This window comes from Angustibacter peucedani, assembly GCF_054779595.1.
Genome location: NZ_BAAGXY010000020.1, coordinates 28,309 through 49,113, shown reverse-complemented (window position 1 = coordinate 49,113; position 20,805 = coordinate 28,309). Strand labels below are relative to the sequence as shown.

Annotated in this window: 18 protein-coding genes; 13 read left to right on the top strand and 5 right to left on the bottom strand. The window is 72.2% G+C overall.

All coding sequences use genetic code 11. The annotated features are described in order from the left end of the window. The first annotated feature begins 15 nt into the window (after nt 1–15). The gene (locus ACYVJ4_RS05315) at nt 16–204 is read left to right on the top strand and encodes a hypothetical protein (protein WP_460459072.1); all 189 of its coding nucleotides are present in this window, start codon (nt 16–18) and stop codon (nt 202–204) included. Between the two features lie 32 nt (nt 205–236). On the opposite strand, the gene ACYVJ4_RS05310 is transcribed toward ACYVJ4_RS05315, so the two are convergent. After that, entirely contained in the window at nt 237–695 is a 459-nt protein-coding gene (locus ACYVJ4_RS05310) for an RDD family protein (RefSeq protein ID WP_460459071.1), read from the bottom strand. A gap of 161 nt (nt 696–856) precedes the next feature. Here ACYVJ4_RS05310 and glnA point away from each other — a divergent pair, with 161 nt between their 5' ends. Continuing rightward, entirely contained in the window at nt 857–2,278 is a 1,422-nt protein-coding gene (glnA, locus tag ACYVJ4_RS05305) for a type I glutamate--ammonia ligase (RefSeq protein WP_460459070.1), read from the top strand. Nucleotides 2,279–2,357: 79 nt separating this feature from the next. Here the strand turns inward: glnA and ACYVJ4_RS05300 are convergent, their stop codons facing one another. Genes ACYVJ4_RS05300 through ACYVJ4_RS05290 form a run of 3 tightly spaced genes read right to left on the bottom strand, consistent with a single transcriptional unit; the run spans nt 2,358 to nt 5,661 of the window. Continuing rightward, nucleotides 2,358–3,626, bottom strand: coding sequence for a GNAT family N-acetyltransferase (locus ACYVJ4_RS05300; RefSeq protein WP_460459069.1), 1,269 nt, complete (start codon nt 3,624–3,626; stop codon nt 2,358–2,360). Continuing rightward, nucleotides 3,623–4,657, bottom strand: coding sequence for a Gfo/Idh/MocA family protein (locus ACYVJ4_RS05295; protein WP_460459068.1), 1,035 nt, complete (start codon nt 4,655–4,657; stop codon nt 3,623–3,625). Before ACYVJ4_RS05295 ends, ACYVJ4_RS05300 begins: the two co-directional genes overlap by 4 nt. After that, entirely contained in the window at nt 4,654–5,661 is a 1,008-nt protein-coding gene (locus ACYVJ4_RS05290; RefSeq protein WP_460459067.1) for a Gfo/Idh/MocA family protein, read from the bottom strand. Before ACYVJ4_RS05290 ends, ACYVJ4_RS05295 begins: the two co-directional genes overlap by 4 nt. 146 nt (nt 5,662–5,807) lie before the next feature. Between ACYVJ4_RS05290 and ACYVJ4_RS05285 the strand changes: the two genes are divergently transcribed. The 10 genes from ACYVJ4_RS05285 (at nt 5,808) to ACYVJ4_RS05240 (ending at nt 16,989) form a co-directional block, all read left to right on the top strand. Beyond that, entirely contained in the window at nt 5,808–6,833 is a 1,026-nt protein-coding gene (locus ACYVJ4_RS05285) for a LacI family DNA-binding transcriptional regulator (protein WP_460459066.1), read from the top strand. A 100-nt stretch (nt 6,834–6,933) separates the two neighbouring features. After that, a complete protein-coding gene (locus tag ACYVJ4_RS05280) occupies nt 6,934–8,256 on the top strand; it encodes an ABC transporter substrate-binding protein (protein ID WP_460459065.1) in 1,323 nt (440 codons plus the stop codon). Continuing rightward, the gene (locus ACYVJ4_RS05275) at nt 8,256–9,176 is read left to right on the top strand and encodes a carbohydrate ABC transporter permease (protein WP_460459064.1); all 921 of its coding nucleotides are present in this window, start codon (nt 8,256–8,258) and stop codon (nt 9,174–9,176) included. Before ACYVJ4_RS05280 ends, ACYVJ4_RS05275 begins: the two co-directional genes overlap by 1 nt. Further along, on the top strand, nt 9,173–10,057 hold the full coding sequence (locus tag ACYVJ4_RS05270; RefSeq protein ID WP_460459063.1) for a carbohydrate ABC transporter permease: 885 nt from the start codon (nt 9,173–9,175) through the stop codon (nt 10,055–10,057). The genes ACYVJ4_RS05275 and ACYVJ4_RS05270 overlap by 4 nt, the downstream gene beginning before the upstream one ends. Nucleotides 10,058–10,088: 31 nt before the next feature. Continuing rightward, nucleotides 10,089–11,054 carry a glycoside hydrolase family 130 protein gene (locus ACYVJ4_RS05265; protein WP_460459062.1) on the top strand — a complete coding sequence of 322 codons (966 nt, stop codon included), beginning with the start codon at nt 10,089–10,091 and terminating at the stop codon, nt 11,052–11,054. Then, nucleotides 11,051–12,313 carry an AGE family epimerase/isomerase gene (locus tag ACYVJ4_RS05260; RefSeq protein WP_460459061.1) on the top strand — a complete coding sequence of 421 codons (1,263 nt, stop codon included), beginning with the start codon at nt 11,051–11,053 and terminating at the stop codon, nt 12,311–12,313. The genes ACYVJ4_RS05265 and ACYVJ4_RS05260 overlap by 4 nt, the downstream gene beginning before the upstream one ends. Then, nucleotides 12,310–14,364, top strand: coding sequence for a hypothetical protein (locus tag ACYVJ4_RS05255; RefSeq protein ID WP_460459060.1), 2,055 nt, complete (start codon nt 12,310–12,312; stop codon nt 14,362–14,364). Before ACYVJ4_RS05260 ends, ACYVJ4_RS05255 begins: the two co-directional genes overlap by 4 nt. Nucleotides 14,365–14,437: 73 nt before the next feature. Next, nucleotides 14,438–15,289, top strand: a complete 852-nt coding sequence (ygiD, locus tag ACYVJ4_RS05250; RefSeq protein WP_460459085.1) for a 4,5-DOPA-extradiol-dioxygenase — start codon at nt 14,438–14,440, stop codon at nt 15,287–15,289. Nucleotides 15,290–15,339: 50 nt separating this feature from the next. Next, nucleotides 15,340–16,632 carry a lactate racemase domain-containing protein gene (locus ACYVJ4_RS05245; RefSeq protein WP_460459059.1) on the top strand — a complete coding sequence of 431 codons (1,293 nt, stop codon included), beginning with the start codon at nt 15,340–15,342 and terminating at the stop codon, nt 16,630–16,632. Nucleotides 16,633–16,698: 66 nt separating this feature from the next. Then, complete coding sequence (locus ACYVJ4_RS05240) at nt 16,699–16,989, top strand: DUF1905 domain-containing protein (protein WP_460459058.1); 291 nt, start codon at nt 16,699–16,701, stop codon at nt 16,987–16,989. A gap of 1 nt (nt 16,990) precedes the next feature. On the opposite strand, the gene ACYVJ4_RS05235 is transcribed toward ACYVJ4_RS05240, so the two are convergent. Beyond that, a complete protein-coding gene (locus ACYVJ4_RS05235; protein ID WP_460459057.1) occupies nt 16,991–19,069 on the bottom strand; it encodes a tachylectin-related carbohydrate-binding protein in 2,079 nt (692 codons plus the stop codon). A 212-nt stretch (nt 19,070–19,281) separates the two neighbouring features. On the opposite strand from ACYVJ4_RS05235, the gene ACYVJ4_RS05230 reads away from it, so the two are divergent. Beyond that, nucleotides 19,282–20,805, top strand: a complete 1,524-nt coding sequence (locus tag ACYVJ4_RS05230; protein WP_460459056.1) for an APC family permease — start codon at nt 19,282–19,284, stop codon at nt 20,803–20,805.

Genomic DNA, 20,805 nt, shown 5'->3' with positions numbered 1-20,805 from the left:
GCCATGGTCCAGCACGTGACGACCACCAGCCAGGCACTGCGCATCATGGGCGTGTGGGTGCGCCGCGCCGACGCGGTGCTCGCCGACCGCGCCCTCGCCAACGCCGCCCGTGCGGTCGAGGACGAGCGCGCCCGCAGCGCCAGCACCCAGCGCGACCTCGCGGCGCTCGACCTCGCGGTCGCTCCCGTGCGGCTGGCCGGCTGACGGCAGCCCGGGACCACCGGCCGGGACGACGCTCAGAACCGGCGCAGGACCGTACCCACCAGCCGGTCGTGCAGGCCGCGCTGGTCGCGGTCCCACACCAGCGGCGGGACCGCGAGCGAGAGCAGCACCGCGCGCCCCAGCGCCCGCAGCGGACCGGCCGCCGCGCCGTCCTCGACCCGGACGACGCGCAGGCGCAGCGCCAGATGACCGGGCGACCCGCCGAGGGTGCCGACGAAGGCCAGCTGCACGACCGCGAAGACCAGCAGGGTCGACCACTCCTCGCCGTGCAGCAGGCCGCGCGAGACGAGCAGCGCCAACGCCCAGTCCAGGCACACGGCCACCAGCCGACGTCCGAACCGGGCCACCGAGCCCGGGCCGGTCGCGGGCAGGCCCAGCCGTCGTCCGGGGTAGTCGTCGACGTCGCTCGTGGCGGCCACGGGGCCGTCGAGCCACGACCCCACGGCCTCGCGCCGGCGCTGTCGCTCTGCCATGCATCCAGCCTACGGCGAGCCCCGCGGTGTGAGATTTCACCTCTGCGTCACCGGGGCGCCGGGTCGTAACCTCGACGAAACATCCGAGACACTGACGGGAAACGGCCCCTGCCTAGCGTCGGCGACGCGCGGGGCACCGGTCCCCACCACGAGGAGGATGGATGTTCAGCAACGCCGACGAGGTCATGAAGTACATCAAGGACAAAGACGTGAAGTTCGTCGACGTCCGCTTCTGCGACCTGCCGGGCGTGATGCAGCACTTCAACGTGCCCGCTGCCTCCGTGGACGCGGACTTCTTCACGAACGGCCAGATGTTCGACGGCTCCTCGATCCGCGGCTTCCAGGCGATCCACGAGTCCGACATGAAGCTGATCCCGGACGTCGAGACCGCCTTCGTCGACCCGTTCCGCGCCGAGAAGACGCTGGTGCTGAACTTCTCGATCGTCGACCCCTTCACCGACGAGCCCTACAGCCGCGACCCGCGACAGATCGCCGCCAAGGCGGAGGCGTACCTGAAGTCGACGGGCATCGCCGACACCGCGTTCTTCGCGCCCGAGGCCGAGTTCTACATCTTCGACGACGTGCGGTTCGAGACGAAGCAGAACGCCGGCTACTACTACATCGACTCCGTCGAGGGCGCGTGGAACACCGGCCGCGAGGAGGGCCCGAACCTCGGCCACAAGACGCCGTACAAGGGCGGCTACTTCCCCGTGCCGCCGGTCGACCACTTCGCCGACCTGCGCGACGAGATCGTCCTCGAGCTCGAGGCGCTCGGCTTGCAGGTCGAGCGCTCGCACCACGAGGTCGGCACCGCGGGCCAGGCCGAGATCAACTACCGGTTCGACGAGCTGGCCAAGTCGGCCGACAAGGTCATGCTCTTCAAGTACGTCGTGAAGAACGTGGCTCACCGCGCCGGCAAGACCGCGACCTTCATGCCGAAGCCGGTCTTCGGCGACAACGGCTCGGGCATGCACTGCCACCAGTCGCTGTGGAAGGACGGCGAGCCGCTGTTCTACGACGAGCGCGGATACGGCGGCCTCTCGGACACGGCGCGCTGGTACATCGGCGGCCTGCTCAAGCACGCGCCTTCCCTGCTGGCCTTCACCAACCCGACGGTGAACTCCTACCACCGCCTGGTGCCGGGCTACGAGGCGCCGGTCAACCTCGTCTACTCGGCCCGCAACCGCTCGGCCTGCGTGCGCATCCCGATCACCGGGTCGAACCCGAAGGCCAAGCGCATCGAGTTCCGCGTGCCCGACCCGTCGAGCAACCCCTACCTCGCGTTCTCGGCGATGCTGATGGCCGGCATCGACGGCATCCGCAACCGGATCGAGCCGCCGGACCCGATCGACAAGGACCTCTACGAGCTGCCGCCCGAGGAGCACGCCTCGATCGAGCAGGTGCCCGGCACGCTGGCCGAGGTGCTGGACGCGCTCGAGGCCGACCACGAGTACCTGACCGAGGGCGACGTCTTCACGCCGGACCTCATCGCGACGTGGATCGACTTCAAGCGCACCAACGAGGTCGACCCGATCCGGCTGCGCCCGCACCCGCACGAGTTCGAGCTGTACTTCGACATCTGACCGAGCAACGCCGGCAGATCGCAGCGTGGCAACGGCGCACCCTGGGTGGTGCGCCGTTGCCGCGCTGCGCCACCCCCGGTCAGAAGTGCAGGGTCGACGCCGGTTCGACCGGCCACCGCAGCAGCGCGTCGAGCACCGTCACCGCGTCGTCCGACGCCGTCACCCGACCCGCCCGCCGCAGCGTCGACGGCTTCACCGCCCCGAGGTAGACCGCCGCCAGGTCGGCGACGTCCAGCGTGACGTCGGCGGCGCCCGAGGACGCCTCGACCGTCGCGCGACCGGCCTCGACGCGCACGGACCAGCGCCCGGCAGCCCCGCCGGTGCGGTCGACGACGTCCAGGACCAGCTGCGCGTCCGGTCCGACGTAGCCGCGCATCTGCAACGCCCGCAACGGGTCCAGTACCCGCAGCGAGAAGCCGTCGGCGACACCGGTCACGCGCCACGCCGCTCGATCGGCCAGCATCCAGGGCAACGGGTCGTCCGGCCGGACGTCGGTCGCGACCACGGTGCTCGCGATCCCCGTGGCGGTGATCGCCCGCCACAGCGCCCCGTGCGCTGCCGGCGTCGACCACCTCTCGGAGCGGACGTCGATCACCTGGGCCTGCGGTGTCCACCCGCGGAACGAGTAGGTGAGCACGCCGTCGACGTCGCCGCGCTCGTCGGCGTGGACGAGGCACCGGGTGCGCCCGTCGTCCGACGAGGGCGCCGGGTTCGAGCTGGGCCCGACCGTCGACAGCGCGCCGAAGCCCAGGACGCCGGACGACGCCGCGACCGTGCGCGCCAGCTCGACGACCTCCCCCGGGTCGGCCTCGTGCACGGAGCCGCCCGGCTCGTCGCGCAGCGCGAACCGCGCGCAGTCCACCTCGACCGAGGTCGACCGGACCGCCGGGGCGAACCCGAACCGCGCGTACAGCGCGGGGTGCGCCGCGTGCAGCGCGACGAGCGGCACGTCGGCCTCGACCGCCTCCGCCGTCGACGCCGCCATGAGCTGGCGCATCAACCCCCTGCCCCGGTGCGTGGCGCTGACCGTCACGTCCGCGACGAGCGCGCACGGCACGGGTGCGGGTCCGCCGGCGTCGAGGCTGCCCTCGACCACCGCCGCCGTCGCCACCGGGACGTCGGCTGGCAGCGCCCCGCGCGGTCGGGGGCCGAGGTCGTGGATCGCGTGCAGCACGCGGGTCTCGGCCTGCCACGCCGCGGCCATCCGGGCGAGCTCGTCGTCGTCGGGCACCGGCTCGAGGAAGCCGCGGGCGCGCGCCGCCGCCCATGCCCGGGTGGCGGGGTCGGGGCCGCCGTCCTCGCAGCGGGCCACGAACCGCCGGTGCTCCAGGTCGGCCGCACCGCTCACGGCAGGTCCCGGGTCTGCGATCGCACCGCGACCGAGCGCCCTCCCGAGCGCGCGGACTCCAGCGCGGCCGTCATGATCTCGACGGACCTGACCGCCGCCACCGCACCGGCGTCGACCGGCGCGAGCGCGCGACTCGCGGCCACGAAGTTGGCGACCATGGCGGCGTCCATGTCCGCACCGTAGGTCCACCACTGCGGTCCGCTCGCGGCGAATCCGCTGACCCGCAGGTTGAACGGGTCGATGCGCACCCGCCCCTCCGTGCCGATGACGTCCAGGGTCAGGCCGCCCCAGGTGGGCGCGGTGCGCGGCTGGCTCCACGAGCAGTCGACCGTCGCGATCACGCCGTGCTCGTACTCGACCGTGACGATCCCGCCGGTCTCGACCGCGGTCGGCGGCTCCTGCTCGAGGACCGCGTTGGTCGCGGCGCGCACGCGGACGGGCGCGAGGTCGACCAGACCGTCGACGAGGTCGGTGCAGTGCACGAGGTGGTCGACGAGGGCTCCCCCGCCGGACTCGTCAGGATCGGTGAACCACGCGCGGTCGCGCGGCAGCATGCCGTTGTTGGTCCCCAGGAGCGACAGCACCGTCCCCAGCGCGCCGGCCTCGACCCGCGCCCGCAGGTGACGGTAGGCCGGGGACTGCCGGACCGGGTGCGCGACGCCGAGCACCAGCCCGGCCTGCTCGGCCGCGCGCCACATCTGGACGGCGTCGTCGACGCTCGTGGCCATCGGCTTCTCGCTGAGGACGTGGCAGCCGTGGGCCAGCGCGGCCATGACGTCGTCGTGGTGGCGCACGTTCTCGGAGCACACGACCACCGCGTCGCAGGTCGCCAGCAGCTCTGCCGGGTCGTCGACCCAGCGGGCACCCGTCGTCCCGGCCAGCTCCTGGCCGCGGTCCGCCGCACCAGCCGTCGCGCCCGGGTCGCTGAACGCGACCGCGACGTCCGGCCGCGCCGCCAGGTGCTCGACGTAGCCGGCGGCGTGCCCGTGAGCGCCGGACAGCACGCCGACCCGCAACCGGGTGCCGCTCATGCAAGGTCCCCTGCCCGCTCGCGCCACGGCGTCAGGTCGACCTGGTCACCGGTGCGGACCGACTGGCGGGCAGCCTCGGCGAGCGCGACGGCCATCACGCCGTCGCGGACCGACACCCGGCAGGGCGCGTCCTCGACGAGCGCGGCGGCCAGCTCCCGCAGCTGCGCCAGGTACGGGCTCTCCTCGGCCGTGTCGGGAGGCAGGTACGACGCCTGCGACCCGGCGTCGGGCAGGTCCTCGAAGACGGTCACCTCGTGGCCCGGATCGCTGACGAGCCGCCCCGTGCTGCCGGCCAGGTCGAAGGTCGGCCCGAAGCTCGAACCCGGCCGGCCCCAGAACGACTGGACGTGCGAGATGGCACCGCTGTCGTGCACCAGGGTCGCGTGCGCGACGACCTCTGGAGGCACCCGGCCCGCGGTGCCGCGCGGGTTCTGGACGGCGTGCACGGTGCGCACCTCGCCGGCGAACCACCGCGCTTGGTCGAGGTCGTGGACCATGAGGTCCAGGACCACGCCGCCGGACTGCGCGTCGTCCAGGAACCAGTCACCGGTGGGCCGCGAACCACCGCGCACGAAGCGCAGCACCGCGAGGTCGCCCAGCGCGCCGGAAGCCACCGCCCGGTGCGCCGCCTCGTACTGCCCGAAGAACCGGACGACGTGCGCCGGCAGCACCCTCACCCCCTGCCGCTCCGCCTGCTGCGCCAGGTCGAGCGCGTCGTCGAACGACAGCGCCATCGGCTTCTCGCACACCACGTCCCGGCCCGCGCGCACCGCAGCCTCGGCCACCTCCTTGTGGGTCGAGGAGGTCGTGCAGACGTCGACGACGTCGACCGCTGCCACCAGTGCCTCCAGGGTCGGGTGGACCCGCAGGCCGTGCCGTTCGGCGAGGGCCTCCGCCCCCTGCAGGGCGTGGACCGACACCTCCCAGCCGAGCTGCTGCCAGAACGGGACGTGCAGCGAGGTGATGCTCCCCGCACCGACGATCCCCACGCGACGCGTGCCCATCCGTCACCTTCCCGTCCGAAACGTTTTGGTCGACCGACCATAGCGACCGGCACGACCCCTGCCCAGCCCGCTCGTCCGACGTCCGGCACGGTGCGGACGGGCGGGTCACGTCCCGCGGGGGCGCTGGGTGTCGTACGGTCGGCGGAATGGGAACGATCCAGCCGCGGGTGACGATCGTGGACGTCGCGAGGGACGCCGGGGTCTCCATCGCGACCGTCTCGGCGGCGCTCAACGACCGTCCCGGCGTGGCCGAGCCGACGCGCCGGCGCGTCGTGGCCACGGCGCGACGGCTCGGGTGGTCGCCCTCCCTGCGCGGGCGCAGCCTGTCCCAGCAGCGGGCCTTCAGCGTGGGCCTGGTCATCCAGCGCGACCCCTCGGTCATCGCCTCGGACCCGTTCTTCGCCGGCTTCATCAGCGGGGTCGAGCAGGTGCTGGAGGACGGCGGCTACGCACTCGTCCTGCAGGTCGCCCCCACCCGGGCTCGCGCGGTCGAGCGCTACCGCCGCCTCGCCGCCGACCACCGGGTGGACGGGGTCTTCCTCACCGACGTCTCCATCCCGGACTCGCGGTTCGACCTCGTGCGCACGTTGGGCATCCCCGCGGTGGCGATCAACGCCACCCCCCGCGGGCGCGGCATCTCGTCGGTCCGCCAGGCCCACGAACCCGGCATCAGCGCCTTGCTGGACCACCTCCTCGAGCTCGGCCACCGCCGGATCGCGCACGTGTCCGGGCCGAAGGACTACATCCACGCCCACGACCGAGAAACCGCCTGGCGCGACCACCTGGTCGCCGCCCGCGTCCGACCGGGCGCGCTGGTGCAGGGCGACTTCTCGCTGGCCGGCGGGGCGCGCGCCGCCAGCGCGCTGCTGAAGCGCCGACCGCGACCGACCGCGGTGTTCTGCGCCAACGACCTCATGGCCATCGGCTTCATCGCCAAGGCGACGGAGATGGGCCTGTCGGTGCCCGCGGACGTGTCGGTGGCCGGGTACGACGGGATCGACTTCGGCGCGTACGCGCGGCCCTCGCTCACGACCGTCGCGACCGCGCCGCACTCGTTGGGGGTACGAGCGGCCAGGACGCTGCTCGCGATGCTGGACGGCGGCGAGGCCTCGCACGTCGACACCGAGCCGACCCGGCTGGTCGTCCGGGCGTCCACCGGGCCTGCGGCCTGACGGCGGGGCCTTCGGTCGACCTGTCGTTCCACTTGCGCATCCGAAACGTTTTGGTAACGTCCGCCCCACCTAAACGTTTCGGATGCCCGGAGGACCCATGGTGACAACGACGTTCCGTGCGGCGAGCCGAGTCGGCCTCGTGGGGGTCGGCCTCGCGGCCGTGCTCGCGTCGGCGGCGTGCGGCGGCAGCGGCGGCTCCTCCTCGGCACCCACGCCGAAGGGCAGTGCCAGCGGCACGCTCAACATCCTCGTCTCCAGCGCCACGGGCTCGGACGCCGGCTTCAAGGCGGTCAACCAGGCCTTCACGGCGAAGTACCCGGGCGTGAAGGTCAACTTCTCGTCGGTGCCCAACGAGAACTACGCCCAGGCGCACGCCTCGCGCCTGACGGCAGGCAGCATCGACGTGGGCCTCGCCGGCCCGGTCGAGCTCCCGAGCTACGTCCCCGCGGCCAACGAGGGGGACGACGCGCGCCTGGCCGACCAGGGCGGGTACGTCGACCTCACGAACCAGCCCTTCATGAAGAAGTACAACCCGACCGTGCTCGAGCAGATCAAGTACAAGGGCAAGAACTTCACCGTGCCCACGGGCCTGAGCTACTACTCCGGGATGTTCTACAACAAGAAGATCTTCGCCGACGCGGGCATCAAGGTGCCCACGACCTGGACCGAGCTGATGGCGGCCTGCGACACCCTCAAGGCCAAGGGGATCGTGCCGCTGGGCATCGGCGGCAAGGACTCCGCCGGGCTCAACATGCTCGGTGTCGTGCAGAGCCTCTACCCGACGGCCCAGGACAAGGAGGCCCTCGCGAAGGGCCTCTACGACGGCTCGGTCAAGCTGGACGCCGACAAGCAGCTGCAGGTGCTGCAGCGCGTGCAGCAGCTGTACTCGTACGCCGAGCCCAACTTCGCCGGCGTGACCTACGCGACGATGACCTCGGACTTCGTCAACGGCAAGTTCGCGATGATGAGCGACGGCACGTGGAACACGACGACGATCCAGCAGGCAGGTGGCAGCAAGCTCGACTTCGGCTACTTCCCGCTGCCCGGCAGCGACAACGCCTCCGACAACAAGTTCCTCGGCGGCAAGGTCGAGCTGACGCTGGCCATTCCCAGCAACGCCAAGAACCAGTCCGCCGCGATCGAGTACCTGGACTTCTTCACGAACAACTACCAGCTGTTCGACGACCAGGCCGGGTTCGCCCCCTCGGTGACCGGGGCGAAGAGCAACCCCTTCTACTCCGACATCGCGCAGTACACGAGCACGTTCGAACCCGCCTGGGACACCGTGTGGATCCCCAACACCAAGGCGGGCCCCGCCGCGGCGCTGCCCTTCAACTGGGCCGGCATCGCCCCCATGGGCAAGGCTGACGCGCAGGGCGCCGCCGCGGCCTCGCAGAAGGACTGGCAGGCAGGTCTGAAGTAGTGGCGACCCACCAGTCCGCCTCGTTCCTGTTCGGACGGCGCTGGACGGCGCAGCTGACCTTCGCGGTCGGGATCAGCCTGGTCGTGCTGTTCTCCATCGTCCCGGCCGTCGGGATCTTCGCGATCTCGTTCACCGACATCCGCTCGCTGCCCTTCCTGCCGACCCACTTCGTGGGACTGGAGAACTACCGGACGTTCTTCTCCTCCGCGCAGATCTCGTACAACGTCCACGCGCTGAAGAACACCTTCGTGTTCGCCATCGCGGTGACGCTGTTCCAGAACAGCATCGCGCTGCTCGTCGCCGTGCTGCTGAACCAGCGGCTGCGTGGACGCAACTTCGCGCGCGCCGTGGTGTTCATGCCCACGATCCTCGGCGTGACGGTCATCGGGCTGATCTTCTCGTTGCTCTTCAACCCGAGCGGCGGCCCGGCGGCCAGCGTGTGGAAGAAGTTCGGCGCGTCGTCCGCCTTCTTCGGCGACCCGCACCTGGCCATGACCCTGGTGATCGGGGTGCAGGTGTGGGCCGGCATCGGCGTCGCGGTGGTCATCTACCTGGCCGGCCTGCAGGCGATCCCCACCGAGCTGTACGAGGTGGCGTCGATGGACGGCGCCACCGCCTGGCAGAAGCTGCGCCACGTCACCCTGCCGCTGCTCGCCCCCGCCGTGACGGCGAACACCTTGCTGTGCATCATCGGCGCGCTGCAGAGCTACCAGCTGATCTACGTGCTGACCGGCCCGATCAACCCGGCGACGCAGGTCCTGTCGCTCGCGATCTTCACCCAGGGCTTCGGCGGCGCGCAGGGCGGAGCCGTGCAGTCGCAGGGCTACGCGGCCGCGATCTCGATCGTGCAGTTCGTCATCGTGATGATCGCCTCGGTCGTGACGCTCGCCTACCTCCGCCGGAAGGAGACGTCGCTGTGAGCGACCTGGTCACCGTCGTCCCCACGGCCGCGGCGGCGGCGCACCCGCCGCCCCGAGCTGCCGGCCGCCGGTTCACGCCCGGCAAGGTGGTCAACTACGTGCTGCTCGCGCTCGTCGTCCTCGTCTACCTGTACCCGTTGGCGTTCCTGGTCAACACCGCGCTCAAGAGCAACGCCGAGTTCTTCAGCAACCCGACCGGCCTGGTCAGGTCGCCGCACCTGTCGAACTTCAGCGCGGCCTGGCGCCAGGGCAACTTCGCCGCGTACGTCCTCAACAGCGTGCTCTACACGTTCGTGGCCGCGGGGCTCGGCACGTTGATGTCGTTGATGGTCGCGTTCCCCGTGGCGCGCGGCTACCTCAAGCACCCGAAGCTGTGGAACCTCCTCTTCGTCTCGATGCTGTTCCTGCCCAACACGCTCGTCACGGTGTTCCAGCTCGCGCTGCGCCTGCACCTGTACGACACCCGGCTGGGCTACGTGCTCATCATGGCGTCGGGCGTCGGCGTCGGGCCGCTGCTGATCTCGGGGTACCTCAAGTCGATCCCGCGCGAGCTGGACGAGGCCGCCGCGCTCGACGGCGTGGGCTACCTGCGCTACGTGTTCCGGTTCCTGCCGCCGCTCATCCGGCCCGTGCTCGCGACCGTGTTCATCCTCCAGGCGATCGGCGTCTGGAACGACATCATCCTCGCGACGATCCTGCTGCCCGACCAGGCCAAGTCGCCCGTGACCCTGGGGCTCTTCGCCTTCAAGGGCGCCTACGTGAGCCAGTGGAGCCTGCTGTCCGCCGCGACCATGATCGTCGCCGCTCCCCTGCTCGTCGTCTACGTGTTCCTGCAGCGGTACCTCGTGGCCAGCGCCGTCGGCGGCGCGGTCAAGGGCTGACCCCGTCCATCCCGCACCTCGGAGAGGCACGATGACCACCGGACCCGTCACCTTCCCGCTCGGCCCCTTCCACCCGCACGAGGGCAACCCCGTCCTGTCCCCGCAGGGCGACGGGTGGGAGTCGGGGAGCGTCTACAACCCGGCCGCGGTCGTGGTCGACGACCGGGTGGCGCTCCTCTACCGCGCGCACGCCGACGACATCGTGTCGCACGTCGGTCTCGCCTGGAGCGACGACGGCACCACCTTCGAGCGCGAGCCCGACCCGGTGCTGTCGCCGAGCGAGGACTACGACCGCTACGGCGTCGAGGACCCCCGCGTCACCCTCGTCGACGGCACCTACTACCTGACCTACTCCGGCTGGGACCGCGAGACCGCCCTGCTCTGCCTGGCGACGTCCGAGGACCTGCGCACGTGGACCAAGCACGGCCCGCTCTTCCCGGACTTCGACACCTTCCAGCCGCAGGGTCACGGCCGGCCTGGTCCGTGGTCCAAGGCCGGAGGCATCCTCGACCAGAAGGTGGGCGGGAAGTACCTCATGTACTTCGGCGAGGGGTCCATCTGGACGGCGACGTCGGACGACCTCCTGCACTGGGAGCCGACCACCGCAGACACCCAGCCGCCGGTGATGGCGCCGCGACCGGGCACGTTCAGCGACTTCCTCGTCGAGGTCGGCCCACCTCCTCTGGTCACCGACGACGGGCTGGTCCTGCTGGTGCACAACGCCGCCACCAAGGACCCGGACGGCAGCGTCCGCTACACCGCCGGGCAAGCCCTGTTCCACCCGGACCGACCGGACGAGGTCCTCGCCGAGCTGACCCGGCCGTTCATCGAGCCGACGACCTACGAGGACCTGCACGGCCTGGTATCGAACGTCACCTTCGTCGAGGCCCTGGTGTGGTTCCGCGACCGCTGGTTCGCCTACTACGGGCAGTCCGACTCGACGCTCGCCGTGGCCACCTTCCGACCCGGCGACCGCTACTCCGACCTGCGCGCATGACCCCGTCGGCCGTCGGCGTCTGGGCGTCCCATGCCGACGGCCTGGCCGCGCTCGTCCCGCGTGCGCTCCACCCGGCCGGTGGGTTCGGCTGGCTCGACGACGAGAACCGCGTGACTGCCGACCGGGGCGTGGCGACGTGGATCACCTGCCGGATGACCCACGTCGCGGCGCTGGCAACCCTTCGCACGGGCGGCCGCGACCCCGACCTCGAGCGGTGCCTCGACCAGGGCGCTGCGGCACTGGGCCGAGGCGGGCTGCTGCGCGACGACCGCCACGGTGGTTGGTTCTCGCAGGTCGGCCCGGACGGCGCGGTCGCCGACGACGGGACCAAGGCCGCGTACGCGCACGCCTTCGTGGTCCTCGCAGCGTCCTCGCTCACGGCAGCGGGGCACCCGTCGGGACCGGCGCTCCTCGCGGACGCCCTGGCCACGTTCGACACGCACTTCTGGGACGACGCCGAGGGCATGGCGCGCGAGTCCTGGGACCGCGCCTGGACGACCACCGAGGACTACCGCGGCGTCAACGCCAACATGCACGCGGTGGAGTGCATGCTGGCCGCGGGCCGGGTGCTCGACGACCACGCCCTCGTCGACCGCGCCGAACGGGTGGTCGACCGCGTGGTCGGCACGTTCGCGCGGGAGGCCGGCTGGCGCCTGCCCGAGCACTTCACCGCGACGTGGGACCCGCTGCCGGACTTCAACCGCGACCGACCGGCCGACCCGTTCCGCCCCTACGGCGTCACGATCGGCCACGTGCTGGAGTGGGCGCGGCTCGCCCTCGACCTGCGCACGGCGCTGCGAGCGACCCGGCCGCGCCCCGACCTGCTCGAGGACGCCGTCGCGATGTTCGACGCGGCCGTGCGACGCGGGTGGTCGGTGGACGGCGCTCCCGGCTTCGTCTACACCACCGACCTCGCGGACCGGCCCGTCGTCCGCCAACGCCTGCACTGGGTGCTGTGCGAGGCGTTCGCCACCGCGGCGACCCTCGACCAGGAGACGTCGGACCCCCGGTACGCGCAGTGGCTCACGACGCTGTGGGACTTCGCCGAGCAGCACCTGATCGACCACCGCCGCGGTGGGTGGGTCCACGAGCTCTCGCCCCAGAACGAGCCTGCCAGCGAGATCTGGTGGGGCAAGCCGGACGTCTACCACGCCTACCAGGCAGCACTCGTGCCCTCCTACCCCGGTCTCGTGGCGTTCTCGGACGCGCTGCGGCGACCGAGCCCGCAGGCCGTACCTCGACGAAGGAACGCACCATGAACCGAGCTCCGCTCCGCAGGTCGCTGGTCGCACTGGTCACCACGAGCCTCGCCGTGCTGCCCGTGACGGGCCTGCCCACCGGCTCCCGCGCCGAGGCCGTCGTCCGACCGGCCACCTCTCGGCTGACCAACCTGTCGCACCTCGACTTCCTGACGAGCACGGTGCGGCCTCCGGCGCAGGCCGGTCACACGACCTACCGGCTCGCGGACGAGCCCGACGTCGGGGTGCTGTGGGTCTACGCCGACCACCAGGACGACGGCAGCTTCCGCCGCGTCGGTGGCGGCGCCTACGACGCCACGACGAACACCTACGGCCAGGGCGCCTTCGACGCCGACGACATCAGCCGGGCCGCCGTCGCCTACCTCACCGCGTGGCAGCAGCTCGGCGACGACGACGCGCGCCAGCACGCCTACCAGCTGCTGCGCGGCCTGACCTACCTGCAGACGGCCTCAGGCCCACGGGCCGGCAACGTGGTGCTCTGGATGCAGCCCGACGGCACGCTGCAACCGACCGCCACGCCGCCCGACGACCCGGACCCGTCCGACGGCGGCTCGTCGTTCTGGCTCGGTCGCACCATCTGGGCGCTCGGCGCCGGGTACGCGGCGTTCCGGACGACGGACCCGGCGTTCGCGCAGTTCCTGCGGGACCGGCTGGGCCTGGCCCTCGACGCGGTCGAGCGGCAGGACCTGCGCACCTACGGCCAGTGGCAGGTCGTCGACGGGCTGCGCTGGCCCACGTGGCTCGTCGCCGACGGCGCGGACGCGACCTCGGAGGCGCTCTACGGCCTGGTGGCCTTCCAGCGGGCCAGCGGCGACCGCCGGGCGCTGCGGGACCTCACCCGTCTCGCCCACGGCGTCGCCGCCATGCGCACCACCGGGTGGCCATACGGCGCCCTCATGCCCTGGACCGGGTCGCGCTCGCTCTGGCACCCGTGGGGCAGCGAGATGGCCGGCGCCCTGGCCGACGCCGGGCACGCCGTCGGCCGCGACGACTGGACCCGGACGGCGGTCGGCGAGGCCGCGCAGTTCACCCCGCACCTGCTCGTGCAGGGCGGCCCGGACAACGAGTGGCTCCCCGCGCCGATCTACCGCGACCAGATCGCCTACGGCGCCGACGTGACGTTGCGCAACCTGCTCGAGGTGGGGGACGCCACCGGTCGCCGGTCGTTCCGCCAGCTCGCCGGGATCGCCGGCAGCTGGTACTTCGGCAACAACCCGGCCCACGCGCCGATGTACGACCCGGCCACCGGCATCACCCGGGACGGCATCAGCCCGGAGGGCCAGATCAACCTGAACTCCGGCGCCGAGTCCACGATCCACGGCGTGCTGTCGATGCTGGCGCTCGACGCCGCGCCGGACGTCGCCCGTGCGGCGCGCACCGCGCAGGTCACCCAGCGGGTGACCTGGTCGTACGCGGAGGCCGAGTCCGGGCAGCTCACCGGCGACGCGGCCGTCGTCGCCCCGGACTCGCCCTGGACCGGGGAGTCGCAGTGGAGCGGCGACCGGTACGTGCAGCTGCGCCGGGGTGGCGTCGTCGACGTGCCGGTGCGGCTGCCGACCACCGACCACTACCAGGTGATGCCGGTCTTCGACCACCAGATCGCTCCTCGCGAGAGCGTCGGTGTGCGGCTGCGGCTCGGCGGTGTCCCCGCCGGTACCCAGGCCATGGGCGGGGCCGGCGCCCAGGGGGTGACCAGCGTGCCCGGCTACCTGGACGTCGGCCGGCAGCCGACGTCCGGGGTCGTGCGGGCGGGCGCGAGCCAGGTCAGGGCGTCCTACGTCGGTGACGGGCGACCAGCCCGCCTGGACGGCGTCCTGGTGCAACCGGACGTCGAGCGCGTGGTGCTCGGCGGGCCGGGGACGGCGGGGCAGGCGTTGCTGCGCAACGTCTCCGATCGAACCCGCCGGGAGGTCGTCCACGTGGGAAGCGGTCTGCTCACGGCCTGGTCGTACGACCGGCGGGGCGTGCTGGTGGCCACCGTGCGCGGCCGTCACGGTCACGTGGTCGCGCCGGTCGCACCCCACGGCTTCACCGTGGTGACGGGCTCGTAGCGGGCACAATGGGGCCAGGCCGACCGACCTGGAGGACGTCGTGACCGCACCGCTCGCCGACCCGCCCGCGCTGATGCCGGCCGCCTTCTTCGGCCACGGCAACCCGATGAACGCCTTGTCGGACAACCGGTACACGGCGGCCTGGCGCGCGTTCGGCGAGGCGGTGCCCCGACCTCGGGCGATCCTCGTCGTCAGCGCGCACTGGTACATCAACGCCACCGCGGTCACGGCGATGCCGCGCCCGCGCACCATCCACGACTTCTACGGCTTCCCGCCCGAGCTCTTCCAGGTCGACTACCCGGCCCCCGGCCTGCCCGAGCTGCACGAGGAGATCAGCGACGCCGTCCACCCGACCTGGGTCGGTGCGGACGCCGACAGCTGGGGCATCGACCACGGCACCTGGTCGGTGCTGGTGCACGCGTTCCCGGACGCCTCGATCCCCGTGGTGCAGCTGAGCATCAACGCCGACAAGCCGCTGGAGTACCACCTGCAGCTCGGCGCCCAGCTGCACGACCTGCGCTCGCGGGGCGTGCTCGTGATCACCAGCGGCAACGTGGTGCACAACCTGCGCGGCATGGACTGGGGCCGGCCGGACGACGGCTACGACTGGGCGCAACGCTTCGACGAGGCGGCCAAGGAGCGCATGCTCACCGACCCGTTGGACTTCGCGTCCCTCGACGCGCACGCCGACTACGCGCACGCCGTCCCGACGCCCGACCACTTCATCCCCGCGCTCTACCTGGCCGGCCTCGCCGACGCCGCCGGGCAGGCCAGCGACACCCGGGTGCTCGTCGACGGCTACACGTACGGGTCGCTGTCGATGACCGCCTACACCCTGGGCCTGGAGTGCCCGCCCACGACGACGACGACGGGTGACGCCCCGCCGGCACCAGCCGACGTCCCGCCCGACAGCTCCAACATCTAGCCCCCGCGTCCCGCGTTGCCCGGCCGTGCACCCGGGGTGACAGTGGACGCATGACGACGACCGACCAGGAGCGCCCGCAGCCCACGATCGGCGCGACCCGGCTCGGTGACGAGCACGGGGTGCTGAGCCCGGACGACGTCGTGTCGTTCGTCGCGAAGCAGCTGGCCGGCGTCGACCTCGACGGCCGCAGCGTGTGCGTGCTCGTGCCCGACGGCACCCGCACCTGCCCGCTGCCCCTGCTGCTCGGAGCGGTGCACTCCGCCCTGCACGGCCGGGTGTCGCGGATGACGGTGCTCGTCGCGCTCGGCACGCACCAGCCGATGGACGACGGCGCGCTCGCCCGCCACCTGGGCTTCGAGGTCGGACGGATCGAGGACACCTACCCCGGCACGACCGTCGTCAACCACGCGTGGTGGGATCCCGAGACGTTCGCCGACCTCGGCACGATCCCGGCCGCGCGGCTGGCCGAGCTGTCCGAGGGCCGCCTCGAGATGGACGTGCCGGTGCTGCTCAACAAGGCCGTCATCGAGCACGACGTCGCGCTCGTGGTCGGCCCGGTGCTGCCGCACGAGGTGGTCGGCATCTCCGGTGGCAACAAGTACTTCTTCCCGGGTGTCGCCGGGCAGGACATCATCGACGTGTCGCACTGGATCGGCGCCCTGATCACCTCGGCCGAGATCATCGGCACGACCGCGATCACGCCGGTGCGGGCGCTGATCGACGAGGGCGCGTCGCTGGTGCCGGCGCAGAAGCTGGCCTTCTGCGTGGTCGGGGCGGCCGGCAGCACCGACCTGCACTCGATCTCGTTCGGGGACACGCAGACGTCGTGGGCGAGCGCGGCGGAGGTCTGCGCCGCCACGCACGTTCACCTCCTCGACGCACCGGTGAGCCGCGTCATCTCCGTCGTCCCACGGATGTACGACGACGTCTGGACGGGCGCCAAGGGCTTCTACAAGCTCGAGCCGGTCGTGGCCGACGGCGGCGAGGTCGTGCTGTACGCGCCGCACATCACCGAGATCTCGACCAGCCACCCGGAGATCCGCGAGATCGGCTACCACTGCCGCGACTACTTCGTGAAGCAGTGGGACCGGTTCGAGGACGTCCACTGGGGCACGCTCGCGCACTCGACGCACCTGCGCGGCGCCGGCACCTACGACGCGGAGACCGGCGAGGAACGGCTGCGCGTCCGGGTCACGCTGGCCACCGGCGTCCCCGAGGAGGTCTGCCACCAGGTGGGCCTGGGCTACCTCGACCCGGCCGGGCTCGACCTCGCTGCCGCCGAGGCGGACGACGACACCTTCGTCGTGCCGGACGCCGGCGAGGTGCTGTACCGCCTGCGCTGATCGCGCGATCGTGGCAACGGCGGTCACCCGGCTGACCGCCGTTGCCACGATCCGTAGGGTGGCGCCGTGGACCTGGAGTTCAGCGGCGAGGTGTGGTTCTGGAAGGGGCCGGCGCCGTGGCACTTCGTCACGGTGCCGGACGACGAGAGCGCCGCGATCGAGCACGCCGCCGACCTCGTGACCTACGGCTGGGGCATGGTCCCGGTCGAGGTGCGGGTGGGGCGCACGACCTTCTCGACCTCGTTGTGGCCCAAGGACGGCGGGTACGTCGTGCCGTTGAAGGCCGACGTCCGCCGAGCCGAGCAGATCGACGTCGGCGACCACGTCACGGTGCGCCTCGTCGTCGACGTCGTCTGACTCAGCGCACCGGGTCGGGCGCCCGGGGCAGCAGGGCGAGCACGGTCGTGAAGACACCCCAGCCGGAGCCGACCTGAACCGGCCCGCGCCACTGCACCGCACCGGTGCGGTACCCGTCGTGGCGGAACCACCGCAGCGTCCCGTCGGCCATCACGGCGTAGACCACGCCGTCACCGCGGCTGAACACCTGCGTGACCTCGCCCCACCCCGTGCCGACGTCGACCGGGCCCTCCCAGGCACCCGGCGTCCCGAGCCCGGAGCCGTCGGCGACGCCGCGGTGCCGGTACCAGCGCAGCACGCCGTCCGGCATGACCGCGTAGATGATGCCCTCGCCGGCCGAGAACAGCAGCCGGGCGGAGTCCCAGCCGGTGCCGACGGGGTTCGGGCCGGACCACGAGCCCGGGACGTCGAGGCCGTCGCCCGTGGCCACGCCGTGGTGGCGGTACCAGAGCAGGCGCCCGTCCTGGTCGACGACGTAGATGACGCCGTCGCCGCCGGAGAACACCGCGGCGACGTCGCCCCACCCCCGACCGACAGGCCGCCCACCGACCCAGCTGCCGGGGACGTCGAGCCCGTCGCCGGTGTTGAAGCCGCGGTGCTCGTACCACCACAGCACGCCGTCCGGGTCGATCGCGTACAGCACGTCTCCCCCGCCGGGGAACACGTGCCGCATCTGGCCCCAGCCGCGGCCGACGGTCGACGGCCCGTGCCAGGTCTCGACGCCCCCGCCCTGCTCGGCGCCGTCGTGCCGGTACCAGAGCAGGTCGCCGTCGGGCTCGACGGCGTAGACGAACGCCGGCACCAGCGTCGGGTCGTCCGGGAAGTGCCACTGCGGCCGCAGGCAGTCGTCGTACCGGCGCACGACCTCGCCCAGCACGTTGACGGGCGGCGTGCCGCGACCGGAGTTGACCAGGACGACGAGCTCCATGTCCTCCTGCAGGAAGAAGACGGCCGCGTGCTCGACCTGCGCCCCGTTCTGCCACCACCCGGTCTTCTGGTAGACCGAGCCGGCCTTCGTGCTGAACACGTCGTCGACCCCGAACCCGCGTTGCATCATCGTCGCCGCCGCCCCGGGCGACAGCACCGAGCCGCCGCGCCGCACGGTGCCGGCCACCCTCTGCAGGTCCTCGACCGACAGGTGCCACCCGACCGCGCCGCTGCCGGTGCGCAGGTCCTGCGAGTTCCAGCCCGGCAGCACCCGCGGGAACGCGTACCCCAGCGCGTCGCCGTCCGCGTGGTCGAGCGTCGACCCGACGACGCCGGACGGCGCGAAGACGTGCTGCTGCACGTACTGCGCGTAGGCGTCGATCGTCAGCGTGTCCCACACGAGGTCGTCGAGGCCGAAGCCGACCCGCAGTCCCGGTGCGACGGCGCCGCTCACGGTCGCGACCAAGATCCGGCACAGCCCGAAGTTCACGTTCTGGTACAGGTAGCCGGGAGACGCCGGCACGCCGGCCGCGACCAGCTGCTTCATCACCGGGAAGGCGGTGGACGAGTCCACCGCGTTCACCAGCCCGGTGCGGTGCGTCATGAGGTCGGCGAACGTGAGCGCACCGACGTTCGGGCCCTTGGCCCAGTAGGCCGGGAGCCAGGGCGCGACCGGGTCGTCGGCCGAGAGGGGGTGGTCGGCCAGCGCCTTCGTCAGCGCGACGGCGGTCACCAGCTTGCTGCAGCTCGCGACGTGCATGCGCACCGTCGTCGTCCACGGCACGACGGTCGTGCCGGACGTCGGGTCGTCGGCCGCCCGCGCGTCCTGGACCTGCCCGGTGAACAGCGTGGACCCGTTGCGCCGCAGCTCGAACGCGCACCCGGCGACCGAGCTGTCGAGCAGGTCGTGAAGCGAACGCTCGAACGCCGGGACGTCGAGGAAGTAGGGCGTGGCCAGCGGCACCTGCGGTCGGCGCAGCAGGCTGACGCCCTCGAGACCCAGCGTGGGCACGACCTGGCTCACGTGGGGCGGCGACATGTCGTGCCGTGCGACCCGGTCGACGTCGAGCGTCAGGCCGGCTGCGCCGGCCAGCCCCTCCGCGACCAGCTCGCGCAGCCGGGACACCTGCTCTGCCGCCACCCTCGACGTCATGACGCCTCCCACCGCGGGCGGCCACCCACCCCGAGCGACGCCGTCGGTGCGCCACATCGTGCGCCTGCGGGACCTGCACGCGCAACGACCCAGACCGGGACGGAACCGGCACGCGGCACGCGTGATTTCGTCGTCCTGCCCGCGAGCCCTTGTGCCCGAACGGGTGGCGGCCTACGTTCGCGCTGCTCGACCGCCGACGAAGGGAACCGCTCATGACCTCGTCCACGACACCTGCGGCTGCGCCCGGCGGCGCGGACGAGGAGCACCTGGCGGCGCTCGGCTACACCGGAGAGCTGCACCGGCACATGGGGCTGTGGGCCAACATGGCGCTCGGGTTCACCTACCTGTCGCCGCTCGTGGGCGTGTACTCCCTGTTCGCGTACAGCCTGTCCATCGGCGGCCCGCCGTCGATCTGGTGGCTCGTCATCGTCGGGTGCGGCCAGCTGCTCGTGGCGCTGGTGTTCGGCGAGGTGGTGTCGCAGTACCCCCTCGCGGGCGGCATCTACCCGTGGACCCGACGGCTCTGGAACCGGCAGTACGCGTGGATCGTCTCCTGGGTCTACATCTGGGCCATCATCGTCACGGTCACCTCGGTCGCCGAGTACGCGAGCGTGTTCGTCGGCGCGCTCTTCGAGATCGACGCGACGCCGGGCGTCACCTTCGTGACCGTCGCGGTGCTCCTGCTGCTGGCCCTGGCGTTCAACTTCAGCGGCACCCGCATGCTCGGGCGGATCGCCCGGATCGGCCTCACCGCCGAGCTCGTGGGCGTCGTCGCCCTCGGCCTGTTCCTGCTGCTCTTCAAGCGCGAGCAGCCGTTCTCGGTCTTCTTCGACAGCCTCGGCGCGGGGGGCGGCGCCTCCTACCTCGGCACCTTCCTCACCGCCGCGCTCGCCGGTCTGTTCCTGTTCTACGGCTTCGAGGCGTGCGGCGACGTGGCCGAGGAGGTCGCCGACCCGACCCGGCAGATCCCGCGGGCGATGATCCTCACCATCCTCGTCGGCGGTGTCTCGGGCCTGATGTCGTACGCCGGCTACGTGCTCGCCGCGCCCGACCTGCAGGCGATCGTCGACGGCAAGGACGCCGACCCGATCCCGTCCATCCGCGAGGACTCCCTCGGCACCGTCGGGTCGAAGATCTTCCTGTGCGTCGCGGTGACCGCGTTCATCTCCTGCGTGCTCTCGCTGCAGGCCGCCGGGAGCCGCCTGCTGTACGCCTTCGCCCGCGACCGGATGCTGCCGGCCAGCTCGTGGCTCTCGCGGGTCTCCGCCCGGCACGCGGTGCCCACCAACGCGCTCGTGGTCGTCTGCGTCGTCCCGCTGCTCATCGCGCTCTTCGTCTGGTGGCGGCCGGACTCGCTGGCCCGCGTGACGTCCTTCGCGGTGCTCGGCATCTACGTCGCCTTCCAGGCGGTCGTGCTGGCCGCGCTGCGGCAACGGGCACGGGGCTGGCGGCCGGCCGGGCTGTGGACCCTCGGGCGCTGGGGCACGCTCGTCAACGTCGTCGCCCTCGCCTACGGGATCTTCGCCATGGTGCTGCTGCTGCGTCCGGCGGACGCCGAGACGTTCGTCGACCGGTGGATCGTGCTGATCGGCCTCGTCGTGGTGATGGGCTCGGGCCTGCTGTACCTGGCGCTGGCCCGCCCCGACCGCCACTCGCGCGACGTCGCGCAGGGCGACGCGCTCGAGGTGGCCGAGCACCTGCGCAGCATCCGCGCGGCGTCCGGCCCGAGGGGCTGA